The organism is Shewanella algicola, assembly GCF_014648035.1.
GTDB lineage: Bacteria > Pseudomonadota > Gammaproteobacteria > Enterobacterales > Shewanellaceae > Shewanella > Shewanella algicola.
The window spans coordinates 14,465-33,072 of sequence record NZ_BMQI01000030.1 but is presented as its reverse complement, the minus strand read 5'-3'; the positions used below and the strand labels follow the sequence as shown (position 1 = coordinate 33,072).

Annotated in this window: 27 protein-coding genes and 1 pseudogene; 3 read left to right on the top strand and 25 right to left on the bottom strand. The window is 39.0% G+C overall.

The features are described from left to right. Positions 1 to 38 precede the first annotated feature (38 nt). Positions 39 to 508: pseudogene (locus IEY42_RS22390) on the bottom strand (transposase); the annotation flags it as partial. 198 nt (positions 509 to 706) lie between these two features. Then, positions 707 to 994, bottom strand: a complete 288-nt coding sequence (locus IEY42_RS13605) for a hypothetical protein (RefSeq protein ID WP_188925748.1) — start codon at positions 992 to 994, stop codon at positions 707 to 709. Between the two features lie 252 nt (positions 995 to 1,246). Between IEY42_RS13605 and IEY42_RS13600 the strand changes: the two genes are divergently transcribed. Further along, on the top strand, positions 1,247 to 2,329 hold the full coding sequence (locus tag IEY42_RS13600; protein ID WP_188925747.1) for a coiled-coil domain-containing protein: 1,083 nt from the start codon (positions 1,247 to 1,249) through the stop codon (positions 2,327 to 2,329). 52 nt (positions 2,330 to 2,381) lie between these two features. On the opposite strand, the gene IEY42_RS13595 is transcribed toward IEY42_RS13600, so the two are convergent. The 14 genes from IEY42_RS13595 to IEY42_RS13530 form a co-directional block, all read right to left on the bottom strand. Next, positions 2,382 to 2,861, bottom strand: a complete 480-nt coding sequence (locus tag IEY42_RS13595; RefSeq protein ID WP_188925746.1) for a hypothetical protein — start codon at positions 2,859 to 2,861, stop codon at positions 2,382 to 2,384. 64 nt (positions 2,862 to 2,925) lie between these two features. Continuing rightward, a complete protein-coding gene (locus IEY42_RS13590) occupies positions 2,926 to 3,150 on the bottom strand; it encodes a hypothetical protein (RefSeq protein WP_188925745.1) in 225 nt (74 codons plus the stop codon). A gap of 38 nt (positions 3,151 to 3,188) precedes the next feature. Beyond that, a complete protein-coding gene (locus IEY42_RS13585) occupies positions 3,189 to 3,497 on the bottom strand; it encodes a hypothetical protein (RefSeq protein ID WP_188925744.1) in 309 nt (102 codons plus the stop codon). Then, positions 3,475 to 4,044, bottom strand: a complete 570-nt coding sequence (locus IEY42_RS13580) for an adenine nucleotide alpha hydrolase family protein (RefSeq protein WP_188925743.1) — start codon at positions 4,042 to 4,044, stop codon at positions 3,475 to 3,477. Before IEY42_RS13580 ends, IEY42_RS13585 begins: the two co-directional genes overlap by 23 nt. 230 nt (positions 4,045 to 4,274) lie before the next feature. After that, positions 4,275 to 4,649: a hypothetical protein gene (locus tag IEY42_RS13575; RefSeq protein WP_188925742.1), complete on the bottom strand. Its 375-nt coding sequence runs from the start codon at positions 4,647 to 4,649 to the stop codon at positions 4,275 to 4,277. A gap of 66 nt (positions 4,650 to 4,715) precedes the next feature. Beyond that, complete coding sequence (locus tag IEY42_RS13570; RefSeq protein WP_188925741.1) at positions 4,716 to 4,970, bottom strand: hypothetical protein; 255 nt, start codon at positions 4,968 to 4,970, stop codon at positions 4,716 to 4,718. A gap of 62 nt (positions 4,971 to 5,032) precedes the next feature. Beyond that, the gene (locus IEY42_RS13565) at positions 5,033 to 5,347 is read right to left on the bottom strand and encodes a hypothetical protein (protein WP_188925740.1); all 315 of its coding nucleotides are present in this window, start codon (positions 5,345 to 5,347) and stop codon (positions 5,033 to 5,035) included. 99 nt (positions 5,348 to 5,446) lie between these two features. Next, on the bottom strand, positions 5,447 to 5,809 hold the full coding sequence (locus IEY42_RS13560) for a DUF3085 domain-containing protein (RefSeq protein WP_188925739.1): 363 nt from the start codon (positions 5,807 to 5,809) through the stop codon (positions 5,447 to 5,449). 93 nt (positions 5,810 to 5,902) lie between these two features. Continuing rightward, a complete protein-coding gene (locus IEY42_RS13555; RefSeq protein WP_188925738.1) occupies positions 5,903 to 6,457 on the bottom strand; it encodes a hypothetical protein in 555 nt (184 codons plus the stop codon). Positions 6,458 to 6,538: 81 nt separating this feature from the next. Further along, complete coding sequence (locus tag IEY42_RS13550; protein ID WP_188925737.1) at positions 6,539 to 6,763, bottom strand: hypothetical protein; 225 nt, start codon at positions 6,761 to 6,763, stop codon at positions 6,539 to 6,541. Then, entirely contained in the window at positions 6,760 to 6,948 is a 189-nt protein-coding gene (locus IEY42_RS13545) for a hypothetical protein (protein ID WP_188925736.1), read from the bottom strand. The genes IEY42_RS13550 and IEY42_RS13545 overlap by 4 nt, the downstream gene beginning before the upstream one ends. Continuing rightward, positions 6,945 to 7,730 carry a PRTRC system ThiF family protein gene (locus IEY42_RS13540; protein ID WP_188925735.1) on the bottom strand — a complete coding sequence of 262 codons (786 nt, stop codon included), beginning with the start codon at positions 7,728 to 7,730 and terminating at the stop codon, positions 6,945 to 6,947. The genes IEY42_RS13545 and IEY42_RS13540 overlap by 4 nt, the downstream gene beginning before the upstream one ends. Positions 7,731 to 7,982: 252 nt before the next feature. After that, a complete protein-coding gene (locus tag IEY42_RS13535; RefSeq protein ID WP_188925734.1) occupies positions 7,983 to 8,750 on the bottom strand; it encodes a hypothetical protein in 768 nt (255 codons plus the stop codon). A 56-nt stretch (positions 8,751 to 8,806) separates the two neighbouring features. Beyond that, a complete protein-coding gene (locus tag IEY42_RS13530) occupies positions 8,807 to 10,675 on the bottom strand; it encodes a BRCT domain-containing protein (RefSeq protein WP_188925733.1) in 1,869 nt (622 codons plus the stop codon). Positions 10,676 to 10,950: 275 nt separating this feature from the next. On the opposite strand from IEY42_RS13530, the gene IEY42_RS13525 reads away from it, so the two are divergent. Beyond that, positions 10,951 to 11,202 carry a hypothetical protein gene (locus IEY42_RS13525; RefSeq protein WP_188925732.1) on the top strand — a complete coding sequence of 84 codons (252 nt, stop codon included), beginning with the start codon at positions 10,951 to 10,953 and terminating at the stop codon, positions 11,200 to 11,202. A gap of 5 nt (positions 11,203 to 11,207) precedes the next feature. On the opposite strand, the gene IEY42_RS13520 is transcribed toward IEY42_RS13525, so the two are convergent. The 9 genes from IEY42_RS13520 to IEY42_RS13480 form a co-directional block, all read right to left on the bottom strand. Continuing rightward, positions 11,208 to 11,588, bottom strand: a complete 381-nt coding sequence (locus IEY42_RS13520; RefSeq protein ID WP_188925731.1) for a hypothetical protein — start codon at positions 11,586 to 11,588, stop codon at positions 11,208 to 11,210. Then, positions 11,585 to 11,896 carry a hypothetical protein gene (locus tag IEY42_RS13515; RefSeq protein ID WP_188925730.1) on the bottom strand — a complete coding sequence of 104 codons (312 nt, stop codon included), beginning with the start codon at positions 11,894 to 11,896 and terminating at the stop codon, positions 11,585 to 11,587. Before IEY42_RS13515 ends, IEY42_RS13520 begins: the two co-directional genes overlap by 4 nt. A 4-nt stretch (positions 11,897 to 11,900) precedes the next feature. After that, positions 11,901 to 12,641, bottom strand: coding sequence for a hypothetical protein (locus IEY42_RS13510; RefSeq protein WP_188925729.1), 741 nt, complete (start codon positions 12,639 to 12,641; stop codon positions 11,901 to 11,903). A gap of 50 nt (positions 12,642 to 12,691) precedes the next feature. Next, positions 12,692 to 13,906: a hypothetical protein gene (locus tag IEY42_RS13505; RefSeq protein WP_188925728.1), complete on the bottom strand. Its 1,215-nt coding sequence runs from the start codon at positions 13,904 to 13,906 to the stop codon at positions 12,692 to 12,694. A 121-nt stretch (positions 13,907 to 14,027) separates the two neighbouring features. Next, positions 14,028 to 14,177: a hypothetical protein gene (locus IEY42_RS13500; RefSeq protein ID WP_188925727.1), complete on the bottom strand. Its 150-nt coding sequence runs from the start codon at positions 14,175 to 14,177 to the stop codon at positions 14,028 to 14,030. Positions 14,178 to 14,179: 2 nt separating this feature from the next. Continuing rightward, the gene (locus IEY42_RS13495; RefSeq protein WP_188925726.1) at positions 14,180 to 14,401 is read right to left on the bottom strand and encodes a PRTRC system protein C; all 222 of its coding nucleotides are present in this window, start codon (positions 14,399 to 14,401) and stop codon (positions 14,180 to 14,182) included. Positions 14,402 to 14,412: 11 nt separating this feature from the next. Next, positions 14,413 to 14,757 (bottom strand): hypothetical protein, encoded by a 345-nt coding sequence (locus tag IEY42_RS13490; protein ID WP_188925725.1) that lies wholly within the window; start codon positions 14,755 to 14,757, stop codon positions 14,413 to 14,415. 88 nt (positions 14,758 to 14,845) lie between these two features. After that, a complete protein-coding gene (locus IEY42_RS13485) occupies positions 14,846 to 16,555 on the bottom strand; it encodes a PRTRC system ParB family protein (protein WP_188925724.1) in 1,710 nt (569 codons plus the stop codon). Between the two features lie 334 nt (positions 16,556 to 16,889). Continuing rightward, positions 16,890 to 17,114, bottom strand: coding sequence for a hypothetical protein (locus IEY42_RS13480; RefSeq protein ID WP_188925723.1), 225 nt, complete (start codon positions 17,112 to 17,114; stop codon positions 16,890 to 16,892). Positions 17,115 to 17,411: 297 nt separating this feature from the next. Between IEY42_RS13480 and IEY42_RS13475 the strand changes: the two genes are divergently transcribed. Beyond that, the gene (locus tag IEY42_RS13475; protein WP_188925722.1) at positions 17,412 to 18,608 is read left to right on the top strand and encodes an AAA family ATPase; all 1,197 of its coding nucleotides are present in this window, start codon (positions 17,412 to 17,414) and stop codon (positions 18,606 to 18,608) included.

Genomic DNA, 18,608 nt, shown 5'->3' with positions numbered 1-18,608 from the left:
GCTCAAGGCACTTATATAGGAGGCCACATCATTATGTTATCGCTAAACTCGGCGATATTCTTCACCCACTGCAACATTTCTTGATGCTCTGTATCAACAGGGGCCTGAGACTTCCGCTTTTGATAACTGTAGTAATTATTGTTTTTCACACCCAACACGTGACACATTAATATCACTGGCCAGATCTTCTTATTTTGGGCAATAAACGCGTATTTTATTTCGTTTCTTTGGCAAAGAAGACCGTCGCTTTTTTTAGTATTTCACGCTCCATTTCTAAGCGCTTAACTTGTGCTTTTAGCTTGCGGATCTCTTCCTGCTCAGGCGTTAACTTGCCGTTACCTCTAAAAGCATTGCCATCATCATTTTCTGCTTCTTTTATCCATCGACCAAGAAGCTGAGGTGTTACTTCTAAATTTCTAGCAGCTTCAGCAATACTGTAATTTTGCTCTCTAACTAATGCGATAGCATCAAGTTTGAATTCTTTGGAATAGGTTTTACGTGTTTTCATTTTAATCTCCAGTTAAATCAATTATGTCTTAACTGGGTTAGTCGTATCAATTAAACCACGTCATTATATCGACATTCGCCTTAGAATACCGGCTGCTAAATAGTAAATAAATGGACATAATGATTAAAACAACCTGATTTAACCTTATGATTTATATAGAAGGCTAGTGCCTACGATATATTTAACTTATATGTAACATCATACATATTTAGCCATTGTGAGTTGTTCTGCATGAGTTGCCTCAGCTTGTGCCTCATTCAATGCTATTAGCGTTTTAATGGCATTCACGTTGGTATTATAACGTGCCACCATCCCCATTTTAGACAGTGGGAAGCGATGAAAGAAGTCGGTAGCTTTGACTTGAACGCGACCTGTCAACTTTTTACTTTCTTGAGTTTGTTCGATATATGACGTTAATTCGGCTTCGGAACCAAAAAAGAATCCCATTTGACCGCCAACATACTCAAGATTTTTAACCGCTTCCATTTGACACCCTTACCAATAACGTTCGATACCCATATAAGAACATGGCGAACAGAACGGGCAACTTAGCCGAAAACATGCGAACAAAAATGAAAAATGTTCTATGACACTTTATTATTAAACCTTATTTTTGAACGTTTTTATGTTTATATGAATAAGAACGAACGAACATTGTTCGCGAACAAACAATCAATTGACGGTATTTTTCGAAAGAAGTATTATTTGCTCAGTTGAACATTACGGCAGGTAAACACTATGAGCATCGATACACCTTCTACTGAGTTATCAGTCAGAGAGCGGGTTTTTAAAATTTGCAATCAGCTATACGCAGAGAATACAAAGGTAAAGATCCGAACGGTCTTATCGCTGTTGCCCGACGTAAAAAGTACATCGACTATTCACAAATACCATAAAGAGTGGCGGTTAGACCTAGAAAGCTCTAAGAAAACGCTTTTTGATGCCTTCGGATTTAGTGACACGTTTCAAAATGCATTTGTCACTGAGATAGCCCGTTTTCATACTGAAGCTAAAAATGAATACAGTGATAAATTAATCGAATTAACAGAAGAGCGTGACGCCGCTGTTTTAGGTTTAGAAAAAGCAGATAGTGATTTGGTTTCTCACCAGGAAAGAGCTGATAGCCTAAGCGACCAGGTGCAAGAGTTACAAAATGAAATTACTTTACTAACCAGAGAAGCAAAACAACACGCAGAACGATTAGAAAAAGATAAAGTGGCGGCTATTGATAGATTAGAGCGCCAGATGAGCGATTTGGAGTCACGGTTAAACAATGAAAAAAGTTTGGTTGTTGAGCAGTTAAAAAATCAAATCGATTCTCTAACATCGAAAAATAATGAATTGCGTGAGCTAAATGAGAATCAACGAACGGAGTTGGCCAAAGCTCAGTTGAAGCTTGAAAGTAACGCCTCACTTGTTGTCGAAATAAAAGAACGCGCCGCTGTATCGGAAGAACAATCAACGTTAAGGGTTCAGAAGCTTGAAGAGTCATTATCCAAGTTAAGCACTGAGCATAACAACCTGACACGTGAATTAGCTGTAACGAAAGAGAAACTGAAATCGAAAGATGATTTGGTATTAAGTAGCTTAAATCAGTATGAGCAAGCGATACAAAATGAATCGGCATTAAGACGGCTTGTTGAAGAGAAAGACCGTGAGCAGCGTGAACTACGTTCTAAACTAGATCGAGTCACACAAGATGATGCTAGTGCTCAGGCAGAATTATTGAAGTTGATTGAGAAACAAGGCGAGTTAAAACAAATGTTAGTTTATCGGGATGAGCAAATAGCCGAAATGCAACAAGCATTGACGGCCAAATAATGTATCCAATAGAATTGGAGGGTATGGAACCTCCAATTCTATATTTAGTGAACTACAAATTCATGTAGGCTTCTCTTCTTATGACGACACAGCCTGGGCCAGCAGGCATCAAGTAAGTATCGATACCCTCATGATTTAAAAACGTAATATATTTGTTTACCATGCCTTCGTATTCAGCACCTTTGAACGTTGTCTGAGCCGTTGCCATGCAATTTTCTTCAAAGTAAAAGATCTTCTCATATTCACTATAACAGTCGTCTGATTTTGTTCGGGTTACAGTCATAGTCGATAAGATGGGGCTATCTTTAAATGATTGTTCAATAACCGATGTAAAGGCAGATTCATCAGGAGTATTTTTATTCCACAAGCTATTGGCACCATGATTCCCTTTTGCAAGGAATTCTGCAATGCTCTTAACAGCAGGTAGACATTTCTTTATTCCATGAGTTGTAGCATGTTTAAGTGGAATTGATTCTTCAGCTAATGCGTTATTTGAAAGCACTAGCGATAATAGTAATAGTATCCTTTTCAATTGAGACTCCTTATTTTGGGATGTTAAAATTAATTTTATAATCGCTATCTTATTGATGTAAAGGTTAAAATAAACGTTGTTGTTTAGACTGTGATAGCTGTCTAGTTGCGATTTCTGCATTCATCACCTTTTCAGATACAGACAGCATCATGATAGCCTCAGCGGTTGGAATTCCGGTTGTGCTGCGTAGACAGTTCAACGCTTGCGCTCGTCTTGCATCGTCGTGAACGCGACCAATTGTCCCTTTTGCTAGTGTCACAACACCTGATTCTAAAAGTTGTTTGAGCATCACTGTAGGGCACTTATTTTCTAAATGACCCTCTTCTTTCAATTCGAGATAGAAATCTTCCACAAAGTCATGGCAAAGGCATTTTGAGTAATCACATCAAATGAGTGTGATTCTGTATATCTGATCACCCTATTTTTCTCACCCTTACGCTTAAACATTCGTTCGATTGATTTAAATTTATCATCGAGTCCTGCGTCGTCTAACCCTTCGGGTTGACTACTTTCAACAAACTTCATTAATGGGAAGTAGGTATACTCGGGCGTAAATTGCTTTTCCTGATAGACAGTTTTTGGTATTGGATAGCGTTGACCGTTGTTTACCACATCATGCCAAATCTTGAGTGCCATTCCAGCTTTCTCCGCCCTCTCTAGACCATGCAAACTGAATAGCCAGCAATTCTTTGTAATCAATAAGATCTATCGTGTGATTACCTGATGTTTCATACGCCTCTTGTTGAATGGTAAGGACCATTTTTAATAGTTTCATTCGATAGGGTAATGAATACTGATTTAACCCTACTTTGATATATCCATCTTTTGATAATTTGCGGCCGAGTGTAGATCTGTTGTTATAGTCAAAAAGTGTGTTGATCATATAGGTTCTAAGATCGTTCAATGGTCGCATGAAACCGTATGTTTTTGGGTCTGTATCCATCTGATTTTCAAGTGATAAATCCTCCTTGTTTAACGCACAAAGAAAACATCCAAACCTACTTCCACAGCTTTTATTTTGAGCTAAATTACCCGCGAACAAATCACAAACACCGGCATTTCCAGCTGAATAGTGCTTTTTCATATAATGGAAATTGTCGCTGTAACTTTCAATATCACCATCATCAACAATAGAAAACAGTTGCCATACATCATTAAGTGACCAGTCTTTAATTAATGCCAACGACCAACCTAGAGCTGTTTGAACAGGTGTACAGGACGATTCGTTTCGCTTTGATAAATTGGTTTTCGCGCGGCACTCTCATCGTCTCTAGAACCTGAAATTGAAAGGATTTTATCTGTCTGATACTGTTTAGTTAACCCGTTTAAGAATGCTTTCATTGGCTCAACTTTCCAAGATACAGCACAGTCTCTTGCTCTAGCGGTGGTCTCAGGGGTTCTAAGTAATTTTCCTCAAATGTATTCGACAATTGGTTGAGCCGCTAAAGAGGGTCTTAGTTCATGGCTGAAAATAGGTAGGTTATTGCGTTCACCGTATTCGACTACATCATTATGTAACGACATAATATAATCATGTAATACAATGTTCTCTAATGTGGTATTCGTGGTGACAACGTGTAATGGCCCCACATCATCTTTAATAGCCTTAGCTCTTCGTAGTGCTTCAACGAGACAAATACTTGCAGCACCGGAATCTTTACCTGACAAGCCGATAGTCGCAATCCAACCGTCTAAGAACAACGGTTGTGCGCGAGCTACTGTTTGTTCAAATAGAGCATGGTTATGACCTATCTCATCAAGGTATTTAAAGTCTATTGCTGTATTCATTTGTCGAGTCCATTAGTGCTTGAATACAAAAATTATGCTTTAAAGTTCATAACCGGCAACTTAGGTTTAAAGTCTCAGGTATTCGTAGCCACCATGTTGAGAACGCTTGCGTTTAAAGTCAGGATTAGCACTACCCAGGTGAAGGTCGAACGCCATTCTTAATGATTTCTCTGTCTTTTCGATGGTATCGGTATTGCCAAAACTCCGTGTTTCTCTGACACAACGAGGATGGATAACCTGCCCTGCTGTTAATGTTTCAGAAATATATTTAACGAAATTCGTGTAGTTAAAACTTCCACGACGATTAATAAATTCAGTCATTACTCTCTCCACAAGTTAAACCGCAGTGATATTTAAGGTTACTCTCTTACTCAAAGCAGATTTCACGTTAAAGCATAATCTACTCTAGAGCCTATAACCGTCTCGAACTCGCCCTGCACAATTGTCGTCATACGAGACTTCGCTAAACCGGCTTGTACTAATCCATCTAAAATTCTGATGACATCTGCATAGCAATCAACACTGACTTGGCTGGGTATTTGATTAAGGGCGATTATTGCAGACTGGGTAAATGATGAAACAGACTGATATTCATCGGTAAGAAACGTAAGAACAGCATCATAGAAAGGCTTTGAATTTGGCTGAGTGATCAATGCAAGAATTTCTGCACAATTGGAGGCTGATTTAGAGTGTGTCACTTTTTTTGCATGTCATGTATCCCGGTAAGTGTCTTTTTGATTGGTGAGACAAAGTACCAGTTACGCGCAATATAACAATTGCGCGCAACTGAAAATGGATTAACTCACTAATGAGATAGAGTTTTTATTAAATCGGACGCTAAATGTGCGTTTATTGCTAAAATGTTCATTGGTAAAAAATACGTGCAGCCATTCGATTGGGAATGATTCACCAAAATCATCACCACCAAATTTTTCTCGTGCGTTATCATACCAATCGCCCAGTTTGGTTTCGTCCTGTTCCGGGTCACACCCTTTGATGTATTGAATAGAATTGCTAAAATTTCCATCTTCTTGATTTCCAGTTGTTGCGTAAAAATATGCACCATGATCTTTTGCAAAACCGAACTCACCCTGTTTGTTTTCCTGACAAAAATCGTATAAAGCTTTTGCTTGCTTACGTGTAATTGATGCTGTGGCCATATGCTTATTACCCTCTTTGAGTGATGACTTGATGAACTTAAATCTATTATAAATATTATGAAAATCCCGCAACTAAGCAGATTTGTTGCGTTATTAATTCAAACAATATTCGCCAGTGTTGGCCTTGTACCGCGACTGAAATGCGGCTTCAGAAGTGACCAGGGCGTCTTCTATCTCATCAAATTGATTTTCATCTACAATGCTCAATGAGGTAAGTGCGTTGTCAGTGATGGCTGATGATATGGAACAATGAAGAGAGTCACCGCAAACACCACGAGAAATGTACCAAGTGCTAACTTGAATCGGGTATTTAACCCGTGAACTCGATTTGACGTTAGGATGAATGACTTTGAATTTACCATCGCCATCTGATAACACCGCAATCCCCATTTTTTCGTATGCAACTTCAATCGACTTAGCAACGGGGTTATGGTGAAAATGCTGTTCATATTTGTTTAAGAGATACAGTCTAAGAGGTTCACTAGAGTCTGAGTAAAATGGATACAGCTCGGCTAAAAACTCAGTAACTGCTTCTTTGCCAAATACAGTGTTGGCTTTAAGCACTTCTCGTCTTAGGGCTTTAAGGAGGCTTCGGTCGTCCAAATTAAGATGAAAGAGTTTGTTCATTGTTGAATCGGTTAATCGCATGTAACTGCACCTTGTGTGAGTTGAGATAAAACAATGTTCACACAGGAGTAAGATCGCGCCACTCAATACACGAAGTTGCAATTAACTATTTTTTTGCTCAGGCCAAAGCTTATCAAGTAATTTATCTAATGGCATATACAGCCAACGCCTCCAATTCCAAACTAATGAAGCAGAAAAAAATCCAGCAATAAAATGATTATATGAAGCAATAAAGGCAATGATGCAAAATCCAATAATGCAGATAAACGTTAAGATTAATGCCATCAAATCGGATTTATTAGCCATTTTTGAGCAATCAATTTTCATTTCTTCACTCCGTTTGCACAACATTCACCATTAAAATCATACAGCGACTCATCAAATGCATTTCTGGCTAGTTGCTTTAATGTTTCATCATTACTTTGGTTTAAATGTTTATAATCATCAAATCCAAATTTTCGTGCTACCTCATTTGCTACTTGGTGCGCTTTATCTATGTAAGACAATTTCATAGCTGTGCCTCATAGCCGTAAACTGCCCATATCTGCGGGTCAATTTTTAATGGTTGAACCGTAGCATTGGCAACATCAACAAATGCGCCATGATGTGAAATCTTCGCATGACGAACTAGCTGCCAAATCAATTGAGTCGCCTGCCCTGCTACCGCCCTGTTAGATCCAAAGTCTTGTTTAGCTAATGCCGCTTCGGTGCTGCATGAGGGAATATCTTCGCTATTATCATCAACTTGCTTTAGCATTTCCGAATACAAATCATAGACATTCGGTAATCGTATCCCCGTACTCATTGTTTTTCTGTATGCGTGCCCGCAAATAATTTGGCCATCACTCAAACCATTCCCCACATCAATCCATAACAAATCACTTGATTGTTGACTTGCGTTAAACACCTCGCCTAATTTAACTCTGAACTCAGCTTTATCCACTGCCGTAATAATAAAATCGTATTTTTTGAATTGAATGGTTTTGGGGTCGCAATACTCTGGGATAGAAGTCCATGCTGTGCCGCCAAAGTTGTTAAACCTGCTGACAAGCACTTCGGCTTTGTTGGATGAAATATCTTGTCGATAGAACGCTTGACGACCAACGTTAAAAAGCGAAACCGTATCTCCATCTGCAATCGTTAGGTTGATACACACGCTGTCCTGACTGATTTGACGCAGCAATGAATCCATTTGGAATAGTTCAGTCGCAATTTGGCTTCCAGTGCCGCCAGCGCCAATTAGAAGTACATTGAGTGGTTTGTTGAGTAGATGTTGTGGGATATAAAAGTCCATAGGTTCGTGCCTTGTAGCTAATCAATAAATTAAGATTAACCCATAAGCTTTAAGCGGCAACTGGACTACAAAGGCAATAGAATTACGATCCCTAATCCCCACAACATTACAGGAACTACGATCACTAGCGATGCGAGTAACGTATGTTGACTAAAAAGTAGAATTATCGCTAACAATATAGCGATACACTGAGAAAAACCGAAAAGTCCTTTATGTTTAGTATCCATATCAACATCCCTGTATGTTATGTATCTAATGTTTATCTGTGACAACAATATTAATCTTTGACCAAGCACCTTTTGAGTTACGCCAATACTGTTTATAGCTTTTAGGGGCTTGGATTGTAAATGTCAAAAAGTATCCAAATTTTTGTAACTGATTAGGCGAAAAGTTGCTGTCTAACATGGGCGTGAGCAAATGATCGTATGCACCTGAATTATTTACATCATCGATTATCTTATACAATTTTTTTCGAGACTTTTCGCTTGAAAGTATTGGGGATATGAGTTCAATCACATTAATCCTGTCATTCACTGTCGCATTGTGCAGCAACAGTTTAAATGAGCTTAATGCTGTTATTAAGTTAGTTTTTGTTCCAGAAAAATGTAACTGTACTTTTCTCCCAGTCATTTCGTATGCAAATGATAATTTAGAATTAGGTTTAAACAGCGTTAAGCACCAGCCTGTTCGATACAAAATGAAGCAATACAATATGAATCCCAGATAAACAAATAACGCCCAAAGTAGAGCCGTCAAATCACTTATGTAGTAAAGCTCGATGCTTCTCCAGTGCTGAAATATAATCCAGTGCCACAAGGCAAGTGCAGACGCCATAAACCCCACAAGTCTCAACTTATCGTTTGCACTGGGAACATTGTTAAGATTTAACAACCATTTACTACAAATGCCATAAACACCTAAAATTATTAGCAAGCTCATGGCTAAAATATCATTATTAAATGCTTGTACAATGGCTAGAGGCACAATAAATAACAATAAAAACTTGAACACTTTGTACATGATGAACATCCTTAATTAACCGCGCCAAGTGTATCGACGCGGTTTAAATTGATTTTCTAAGCAGCAATCATTTTCATGTAATCTGCTTCAGTAATAATTTCCACCCCTTTTGTTTTGGCTGAATTTATTTTACTTGCACCAACATTTTCACCGATGACAAGATAACTTGTCTTTTTAGTGACACTTGATTGGACTACACCGCCAAAACGTTCTGCTTCTGATGAAATGTCGCTTCTTGATCGCTCCATTTTACCTGTAAACACAATCGACAAGCCGCTTAACGGTAATGCATCTTCATTGACGATGCCTGTTTGTGGTTTCAGTGTGTCAATGACATTCAGGGTATTATTCAGGAACATTATCAATGTTAATTTGTTGAATATGGCCGTCGTAATACTTTTAGCTGTCAATTCGCCAAATCCATCAATATCTTCAAGTTGTTTGTCCGTCATTGTGTTGATGTTAGATAATGTAAAATGCTTCAATATTCTTTTACTTGATCCTCGACCAAGGGAGTGAATACCCAATGAAGCCAAAATCAGATAATCATTAATCGGTGTTGTTTTGGCTTTTTGAATTTGGTTGAATAAATTATCTGATTGCCCTGCCCCAAAGCCACAACTTAAAAGTTTACCTTTTGAAAGAGAGTAAATAGATTCTAATGATTGGTATCCATTTTCGACTAACTTACGAACACTTTGACGACCAAATAAGTCAACATTAAGCAATGAGAAGTGGTATTCAATCGCACTCACTTGACGCTCTGAACATCCATCAAACGTACAAGTAATCGCATCATTGACCCATTGAACAGGTTGATTGCAACAAGGGCAATGTGTTGGTATTGAGGGGTTAACCGCTTCAATAGTGCCTAAAATTTTAGGTATGATTTCGCCAGAGCGTGTTATAGAGATTAATGCGCCCTCACCTAAGCCCAGATTATTCACGTTACCTGCATGATGCGCCGTGACTCGTTGTATCATCGCGCCAGATAGCCACGTGGGTTCTATCAGTAGAACGGGGGTGATTTTATTTCTGCCTACGTTCCACTCAATCCCTTTTATTCGCACATCAGCCACTTCTCCAACTGATTTTTTCGCGATCTGCCAATGGTGATGATGTTCATTATTGCCCATATGCTTTTTAACTGATTCGTTAACCACTTCAATCACGGTTCCATCGGTCAAGTAAGGTGAATTTTGTTTGGCTTGCTCGCAGTACGACTCCAAGTTAGTTAATAATTCTGCTGCGCTTATGTGAGGACAATTAATTGAGTTAAAAAATACTAAATGAATGGCTCTATCTTCTAACGCTTGTTTTCCCGCATCATTAAGATTATCCGAATTGGCCAATCCTGCGACAAAATTTCGTGGGTGAGCAAAACTACCTTTCAACTTTTCTTCAAAATAACTTTGAAGCACTGTAATTTCACCGATGTTATTTATATTGCTATTGCCAATGAGTTTTAATCCATTGCGATAAAGATGCGTAATGTCATTGCCATATGTACCATCCCCTCTGGTATAAATTTTTTCATCTGCTGCAATATATGAAGCCGCAAGGCCGTCGAGTTTGGGGGATACTCTATAGAGTAATTCTTCTGTAATACCCAATTCATTAGCCGCTTGCTGACAACGATCGACAAAAGACTGTATTTCATCATGTTCATACGCTTTCAACGTTGAAAGCATAGGTGTTTTATGTTGATAGCGGTCATTGATGACGTTTACTGCCTCTGGTTGTACTTTGGTGATTAACGGGTGATGGGGTAAGCGACTTTTAAGGACTGGCATATAAATCAGGTCAAATGTGGCATCAGAGACAACAGGGGAACCAGAACGATATTGCTCATTGAAATAGGTCATGAGTTGCGATAATTGTTCATCAGTTAATAAATGGGTTGGGGTTTTCATTAAATTTTGCATGGGGTCTACTCTTGTTGTTTGAGGTGCATCTACTTTCTCATACGGTTCCTAAGCCGCAACTCAAGCCAAATGAAAAATTTAAAAATAAATTTACTATGTAATTCAGTTATTAGTCATACAACTAAGGTTATTTTAGCTTACAGGAAGCAGAAAATTGGTTATGTTGAAGCGTCTAAAGTTAAGGAACATAAATTATGCATATAGAACCCTGCGAAGAACGCTTCCGTTCGTGGTTTATCAGTATTCAAGGAGATCTCGCAAAGACGCTTAGTCATATGAAAGAAAATCGAGTTGACTGTCATCACCAATTTGTGAGGCTGTTGATAAATTTTGACACTAAGCAATACTCCGTCTACAGCTTAAACGATGTTGATGTGGGTTATCACAGTACGGAACATGGCGAATTGATAACTAAAGACAGTTGTACACATTTGAGCTATATTCGCGATTTTAGTGCTATTGAGTTCAGCCCTGGATGGGAACTACGTGCGGCCAAGAGTTTTGAAGATTGGATGCAAACGAATTAGTTTTGTTACTCATTAATACCAAATTTCTTTAATAACTGTGGCGCGGGAAATTGAGCGCAATGAGGTCGTAAATCTTCAATATTGAGTGTTTTGTTAAAACGCGCAATTTTCCAATTTAGGTATGGCAAGTTATGAGTATTATAGGTTTGGCTTCGTCCACCAAGCCATTGATAGAGTTGTTCTAGATTGTTAAACCTCGCCCTGGATGTAAACCCTAAATCTGGATGCAAGGTAATCCCTTTAATGTCATGCCATAACATTGGCGGGATAGATTCAATTAACGTTCTTAACGGTGGTTTCACTTGATATTGGTATGCGCGTTCTTGTTGTCTTTGGTAGTGCCCAAAGCAGTTCGTTGTAATCAGATGGTTTATCGGTTCAGTCATATTGCTGCCTTATTCATGCTTGAACGAAGCTGGTTAAACCAACAAAGGGTCTGAGTATGCGATGGTGCTCTAGTCCATTCGCTCACTGGCATATTCGCATATATTGGGTGTACCCGTTCTTTTCTTGCCAGCATAGCCAAATGAAACAGCGCCTCAATGATCCGATAGTTAATCGTATCCTGATTCCATTGCTCACAAACTTGTCGGTACGCACACTCAAGTTGAATGTATCGAAACGCAAGGTTTGCGACTTTTAAATCGTTAATGTTTTTCGCAATTTCTACTATATCTTGGTCAAGTTCCATCATACACCTACCCTATAACATCCACTAAATGTTTGCCCGTTGGCATTAATTCTGTGGTTAATATGTTTTTACCCGTTTTTTCTTTCTGTTTATAAAACGCCTCTATATTGACTTGCTTACGGGTCAAGTGACTGTGATTGGGGTGAGTGAACCGTGAATAAAAAAATTCTTTTTCTACCTGCTCAATAGTTTGTGAAGTGACTTTTGTAGGAAGCTTGATGTTGCCAAGGCATAACCGTCCATCGCTATAGATGTTCATCAGTGGCGCGTGATAGAGTTTAGCGGTCAATTTGGGACGTTTATTGGCTGCAAGCGCAAAGACTTGTAACCATGGTGTTCCGCTGCGATTAGGCGTTTTATAGATGTATAGCAGTGGTGGAACAGTGACGGTGACGCTATCTTTGGTCAAATACAACTTTCGGCTTTGTCTTGGGGTATGCCACACTAATGTTTTGTTGTTTTTAACAAGAATGTTTTCATCAGTGTATGACTCACGCCAGTCGTTGTCATTTGCCTCACTCAAATCGTCTATCTTACTTAGCTCGTTAACCACATCACTGACTGAAATGACTTCGCCAAGACCTAAGCGCCAATTCTCAATAGGGTGTCGAGTGATACATGAAGTTGACCCTGAATTATTAGAGTGGACGACCAATGCGAGTCTACTCGTGATGTGTTTTTCATCCTCAATCGTTGATTGCATAAAGCTTTCCATTAGACTGCTTGTTGATACTTCTTTAATATTCATGACTCTCAGTTCCAATTGCGTAGTGACTACAAACAGGTTAATTCAAGACATTAATGCCGCAACTCAAGTACCGCCATCATCAAACTGACCATGCAATTTGAAATCGCAAAATTTTCAAAAAAATCTTCCAAATGTTCATCTTGAAATCTCAAATTTAGTGCTGCTTCTTCACCCTGACAGTAATACCGTTCTGTAGCTTCTTCAATCACCATAGATTCTTCTGGACGCCCATATGAATAGATAAGTTGTTCAGACACATCAACATCAGATCCAATTTCAAATGGGAATTGTTTTTTTTTGATGTTGGTAATTAGGTAATCAAATACGGCTTGTAAAGGCTTCAGTTCTGGTGATTTATTTGCCAATGTTTGTAATGATTGTTGGATCTCTTGGTTTGATGCGTAACTCTGTTTGATTACTTCCTGTTCGAGCTTATTCATGCACCAAATATCGTAAACACCATCAACACCATAATCATCGACAGCCATTCGCGCTTCATCATCTAATTCCAAATCATTACACAGTTCATCGGTATCATACGAACCGTTACGAGCGAAAATATATTCTCCAATTAAGGTAGCTTGATGTTCATCGAAGATTTCATCCGTTAGCCAGCTATTAAAATGTTCATTGATTTCGAGTGTGCTGCATTCAAATTGATAAGGTATAACAGCGTTAATTAGTTGATAAAAAGTATTTTGCAGCCTATTTTCTAAGGCAAGTTTGGATAGATCAAATTCGGTGAGGTATGCATCTGAAAAGGTCAATCTTGCAGCGAATGTATCCGTATTGAAATCACCCAAACACATATCGCTGGTTGCGACAGACAAGCTTAGGTTTGTCATATCTTCACGATTTTTAAGAATTGCATCGTACACATTTAAAAGGGAATCAGCATCTAAGGGGGCAGGTGCATCACTCACAGCGTCAACGATTAGTGTTCTGATTACGTTAGAATGCGTGTTCATTATCTCCGATATACTTTTGATAAATGGTTTCCAGCACTGTTCTGTGATTAGCTGTGACACGGCATTTATCTGAGCAAACTGGCTTTGCTCACCAATCGCAGCGGTCACTTGTTTCTTAGTAATAAATCCCCTTTCAAGACCAAACATCAGTATTGGTGCAATAGCCTCTTTGTTATTTTCGTATAGTGTGTAGCGCGAGGTTAACTGCCCTTGGATTGATGCTTCAAAATTTGGGACTTCAACATTATTCATGCTGGCATACCAAGGAGTTGATAGGCGAGGTGGGTTGATACTCATTCCGTTGGCTCTTTGTTCAAGTGATGCAATAACGTTAACCCAGTTTGTAAATCGCGCCACCAATAAAAACGCCCCAAAAGTTATATATAGTAACTTTTGGGGCGTTTCATGTTTTGCTATTTTAACCGATTGGAGGCAAGTCTTTCGATTCAACATAATGCGACTTAGTTTCAATCTTCAAGAGTCGTCTGACTACAGCCTTTGCGTTTCGTTCAGGCTCTTGCTTGGCGGCTAGAACCCATTTTTCTAATTGTGATTTTATTTCTTCCATTGTTAACCTTTAACCTTTACAGGGATTAGCGGATAGTCATAAGTGATTTCGGTCGCAGTATCGTTTAATACGCCATCCTCGATATAGATCCGTGTATGCCTAAGCATAGGGAATTGTTGGGTTAATATTCGCTGTACTTCATCCAAGTCAGCTTGTGGTGATGGGTCGTTTATAATCGCCGCACCAATCTTAAATTTTCTTGTCAATGTATTCATGTTTAACATAACTTTATCCCCTAAAGCGATTCTTCATCATCTTCAAAATTTTCATCCAATGGAATATCTGTTACAACGGTTTCTGTTGGTGTGTCAGGGGAGGGCGTTGCTGTTGTACATGTAGGGACTTGTTCAACTTGATCGGCCAAATTGAACAGTTCATTGGTTAACATGGTATCAATATCTGAAAGACTCCCAGTAAGCACGATAGGAGTACGTAAAAGGTCTGCGAGTTCACCTGTTGCCTTGGTGTCAACCTGTGACGTTAACACAACTCTGGCTTTATTTGACGGCAGAAATTGAATAGAGAAATTGATGCGTTCAGCTCCACCAATGGTTTTAAGTTGATTTAATTGATTTAACATTTGTGCCTCGTTCTATGTATTGGTTAGTTACCGATATAATGCGATATATTGATAAACGGGCAACTCCCTTGCCCGTTTATCAATGGCCTTATTTAATTAATGCTAAGTATTCATCTGGCGCAAAATCAGACCAATCAAACTCAGTGGCAATAATTGTGTCGATAAACTTACCCTTACCGCTAGCTGCGGCCTTATTGAAGCTGCCAGCTTCATGATTATTCATTGCGGTATCTAACCCTGCCTTGATACATAAAGCGGTCAATGAACCTACGGTATATTCTGCTAACAGTGCTTTGGTAGGGTTCCATTTTGCTACAGCGACCTGTCGAGCGTTATCAGCAAAAGACATACAATTAATCATAATGTCGGTCATACTGAAATTCTGAGCATCTTGCTTGGTAGCAAGGTGAAGTGTGGCATTGATAATTTCTGCTTTTAGCTCCTCAACACTGACCCGTAGAGCGGATTTAATTGTTTCTTCAAAATGAGTCGGACTCGCTAATTCACTACTTGTTGCTGTATAACCCGTACACAAGCGTTTTAAAGCCGCATAGCTCATTGCGAGTTGAAAGTGTTCGTTTGGCATCAACAACTCTGCCGATGTTTCTCTTAATATCGCCTTGTTAGTTTCCACAACCTTTTTGGGAACAGCACAACTTACTGGCTTGTTAGTCGTTTTTGTTTTTGAACTAGCACCTTTTTGGGGGGCAGCCTTTTCTGTTGTCACACTAGATTCAGGTAATTCTTCATTGTTTTTTTCGCTCACTGAACTCACAAGGGGAGGTGTGGTTGTCAGTGCTTCTATGCATTTGTTAAAACAAATTTGGTCAATACATTGATTATCTATCGTTGAACCTAATGAGCGCCCTAAGCGATCATCAATTAACACCACTCTCTTTTCACACGCCTGACACCCAGTCAAAAATTGTGTTTCACCAACAGTCAAAGCGTCAACACTATTTCTGTCGGCTTCATTGATTTGTTGCACCAAAAGCACTGTGCCGTATTGTTCGGATAATTCAACTTTGCGAGTTTCTAACCACTGATTTGTTTTCTCTTTGAAACAAGAGATATTAGAGCAAGCGGCTTTATGGCTATCAAGGCCAAACAAGCCTGATTGTGCTTCACTATTATGTGGGCATAAATTGCAATCTTGGGTATCAAACTTCGCTAGGGTTAAGTATTGCTGCCCTTTAGACGCCCGTTGGCGTAGATAAGATACTGTCCACTTTTCTGCGATAATTTTTTTAAGCGTACCTTGCTGCAACTTGACTGAGAACGGAGCCAACAAAAGTGCGTGACCAACGGTTATGGAACCCCAAGAGACGGCATCAAGCACTTCTTCACAACATTTTAATATCTCAATGCGCTCATTCACTTTCTTTGAACTCCACACCAAGCGGTCAGCGATTGCTTGTCTATCGCCATTATAGAATGCACTGAGTTGTTGAACCGCTTTGCATTCATCAATGATGGATAGGCTTTCACGATTAACGTTTTCTTCTATTTGGTGTTCTAGTGCCTCGGCATCCGATAAAGGTTTAATCAATACAGGGATTTCAGTCAGCCCTAATTCACGACTTGCAGACAAGCGTCCATAACCCGCTACAATCTCAAAACGGTCTGCGGCTGGACGAACTAAGACTGGCTGAATAACGCCACGTTTCATCACGCTGTTTTTCATTTCATTATACTTGGCTTCATTACGTGAGCGTCTTGAGTTACCAAATGGCAGGTCATCAATCATGCTCAGAGGTAACATTGTATTGTTTGCTGATAAGTGTTGAGCTTGTTCCATAGTATTCACCGTTTACGTAAGGTTGCTTTGATAGGAATTACTTTCGCACAGTATTTCCAAGCCGCAACCGAAGCAGGAAAAGCATTTATGTTTGCATAAATCAACGATGACTGTTGGTATTCATTATTGAGGGCAGGGGGTATTGAATGTTATAGATCAACATTCAATACCCATAAAAATGTGTTTTTAATCATGCCCAATGTTTCAGACATTCACTGGCTCGATAACATGACGGGATAATAGTGTGGTTTTAAGCGCAAGCCGGGAAATACCTTTTGATTTCTCTGCGGCCAGACAAAGATATGTCCAGAACTCCAATCAGATTCAATTTACGTTAAGCATTATTTAGCTCATCTTCCAAAGCAAAATAGTTCATTTTTAACTTGAAGTTTATCTCGTTAATCGCTTTTATTTCTTTATTTATTGCCAATTTTTCAGCTAATGTTGTTGCATTAATAGCGGATTTTCGCATCGATTTTACTTTTTTTGATAAATGATCGATTGCCAAATCGATGTCGGTAACCGTTTTGAAGTGTTTGATAAGCTGTTCGTATGACATAAAAACCTCGTAAATTACTTTTTTGAAGTTTTATTTTGTCATTTCACTAAAAATCCGCAACTGTCAAAGCGGTGTCTTATTCCTTAGGAATAATTCTTTAATTCATATTTTAAAACAATAGTTTAAGGCTTATTTTGTAATGTCCGAATTTTGTTGTTGAAACAACTTCAAATCTTGGGGTAAGCAGTGTTTTTTAAATAAATGCGCAAAACAGTGCTTGTTGCATTGATTTAGGCTTTTTATTGGATTAATCTGGCTTTATTGTTTCAGGCACTAAAGCGTTTTCAGCGAGGATTTATGGATTTATCAAATTTCTTACAAACTGGTTCCTACGCCAGACAAGCGTTACAACAACTCTCTGAAAACGAGGCAAATCATAAAATCGAGTTTGGGTTCGACGATTTCCATGTTCGTTACAACAAAGCTGCTGTATCCCGACTATCTGGTTTTTCACGCGCAATCGTTGATAAAGCTATGGATGAAATGGAATCAGACGGATACGTTTTCAATAAAAAACTTACTGGAACAGTCGAAAGTTATGATCTGACCATAGAGCAAGTGGTTGCTATTTATGAACACAGAGGCGTACCAAAGTTAAGCGATATTCATGAGGAAGCAGTGGTATGGTTTCTTGCAAATCTAAAAGGGGGAGTTACAAAATCAGTAACGGCCAGCACTACTGCTCAAGCATTACGAACTCACCCACAGCTACTAAAGTATGACCAACGAATTTTAGTGATTGATTTAGATCCTCAAGCATCTTCTACTATGATGTTAAATCATCGCTACTCTATTGGTGATCAGAACTACACCAGTGCTCAAGCTATCTTGCAAAACCCCACAAGAGCAGAGCTTTTAGAAGACTATATCGTTGAGTCTAAGGTAAAAAATGTATTCGTTATGCCAGCCTCAATAGCAGACGGGTTTATTGCATCTAATTGGGAAGCGTTATGTGCAGAACATCTGCCTGGTCAAAACCCTAATATGGTATTAAAAGAAAATGTGATTGATAAGCTAAAAAAGGATTTCAGCTGGATCATCATTGATACTGGCCCACATCTTGACGCATTTTTGAGTAATGGCATCGTCGCATCAGATGTATTAGCCACTCCATTACCTCCCGCTCAAGTCGATCTTCATTCGACCTTACAATATATAGGTCGCTTGCCATCGATTATGGAACAGCTCATTGCCAGTGGCGTAACGCATTTACCCGAGCATCACTTTGCATTCATGACAAAATTTTCGAAATCAGTTCAAGATAAAGATGCTTTATCGATAGCAAAGGCGGTATTTAGAGAAGAAATGCTAGATTGCAGTATTCCAAACTCAATCGCATTTCAACGTTGTGCTGAAACATTCGATACCGTCATTTCAGTCAACCCGAAGGAATACGCTGGCGATCTAAAATCTTTGAAGGTTGCTAAAGAAGCGATTGAAGATTTTGCTTTATCCGTGTTTCAACATGTTCAATTATATTTAAGAGCTAATTAA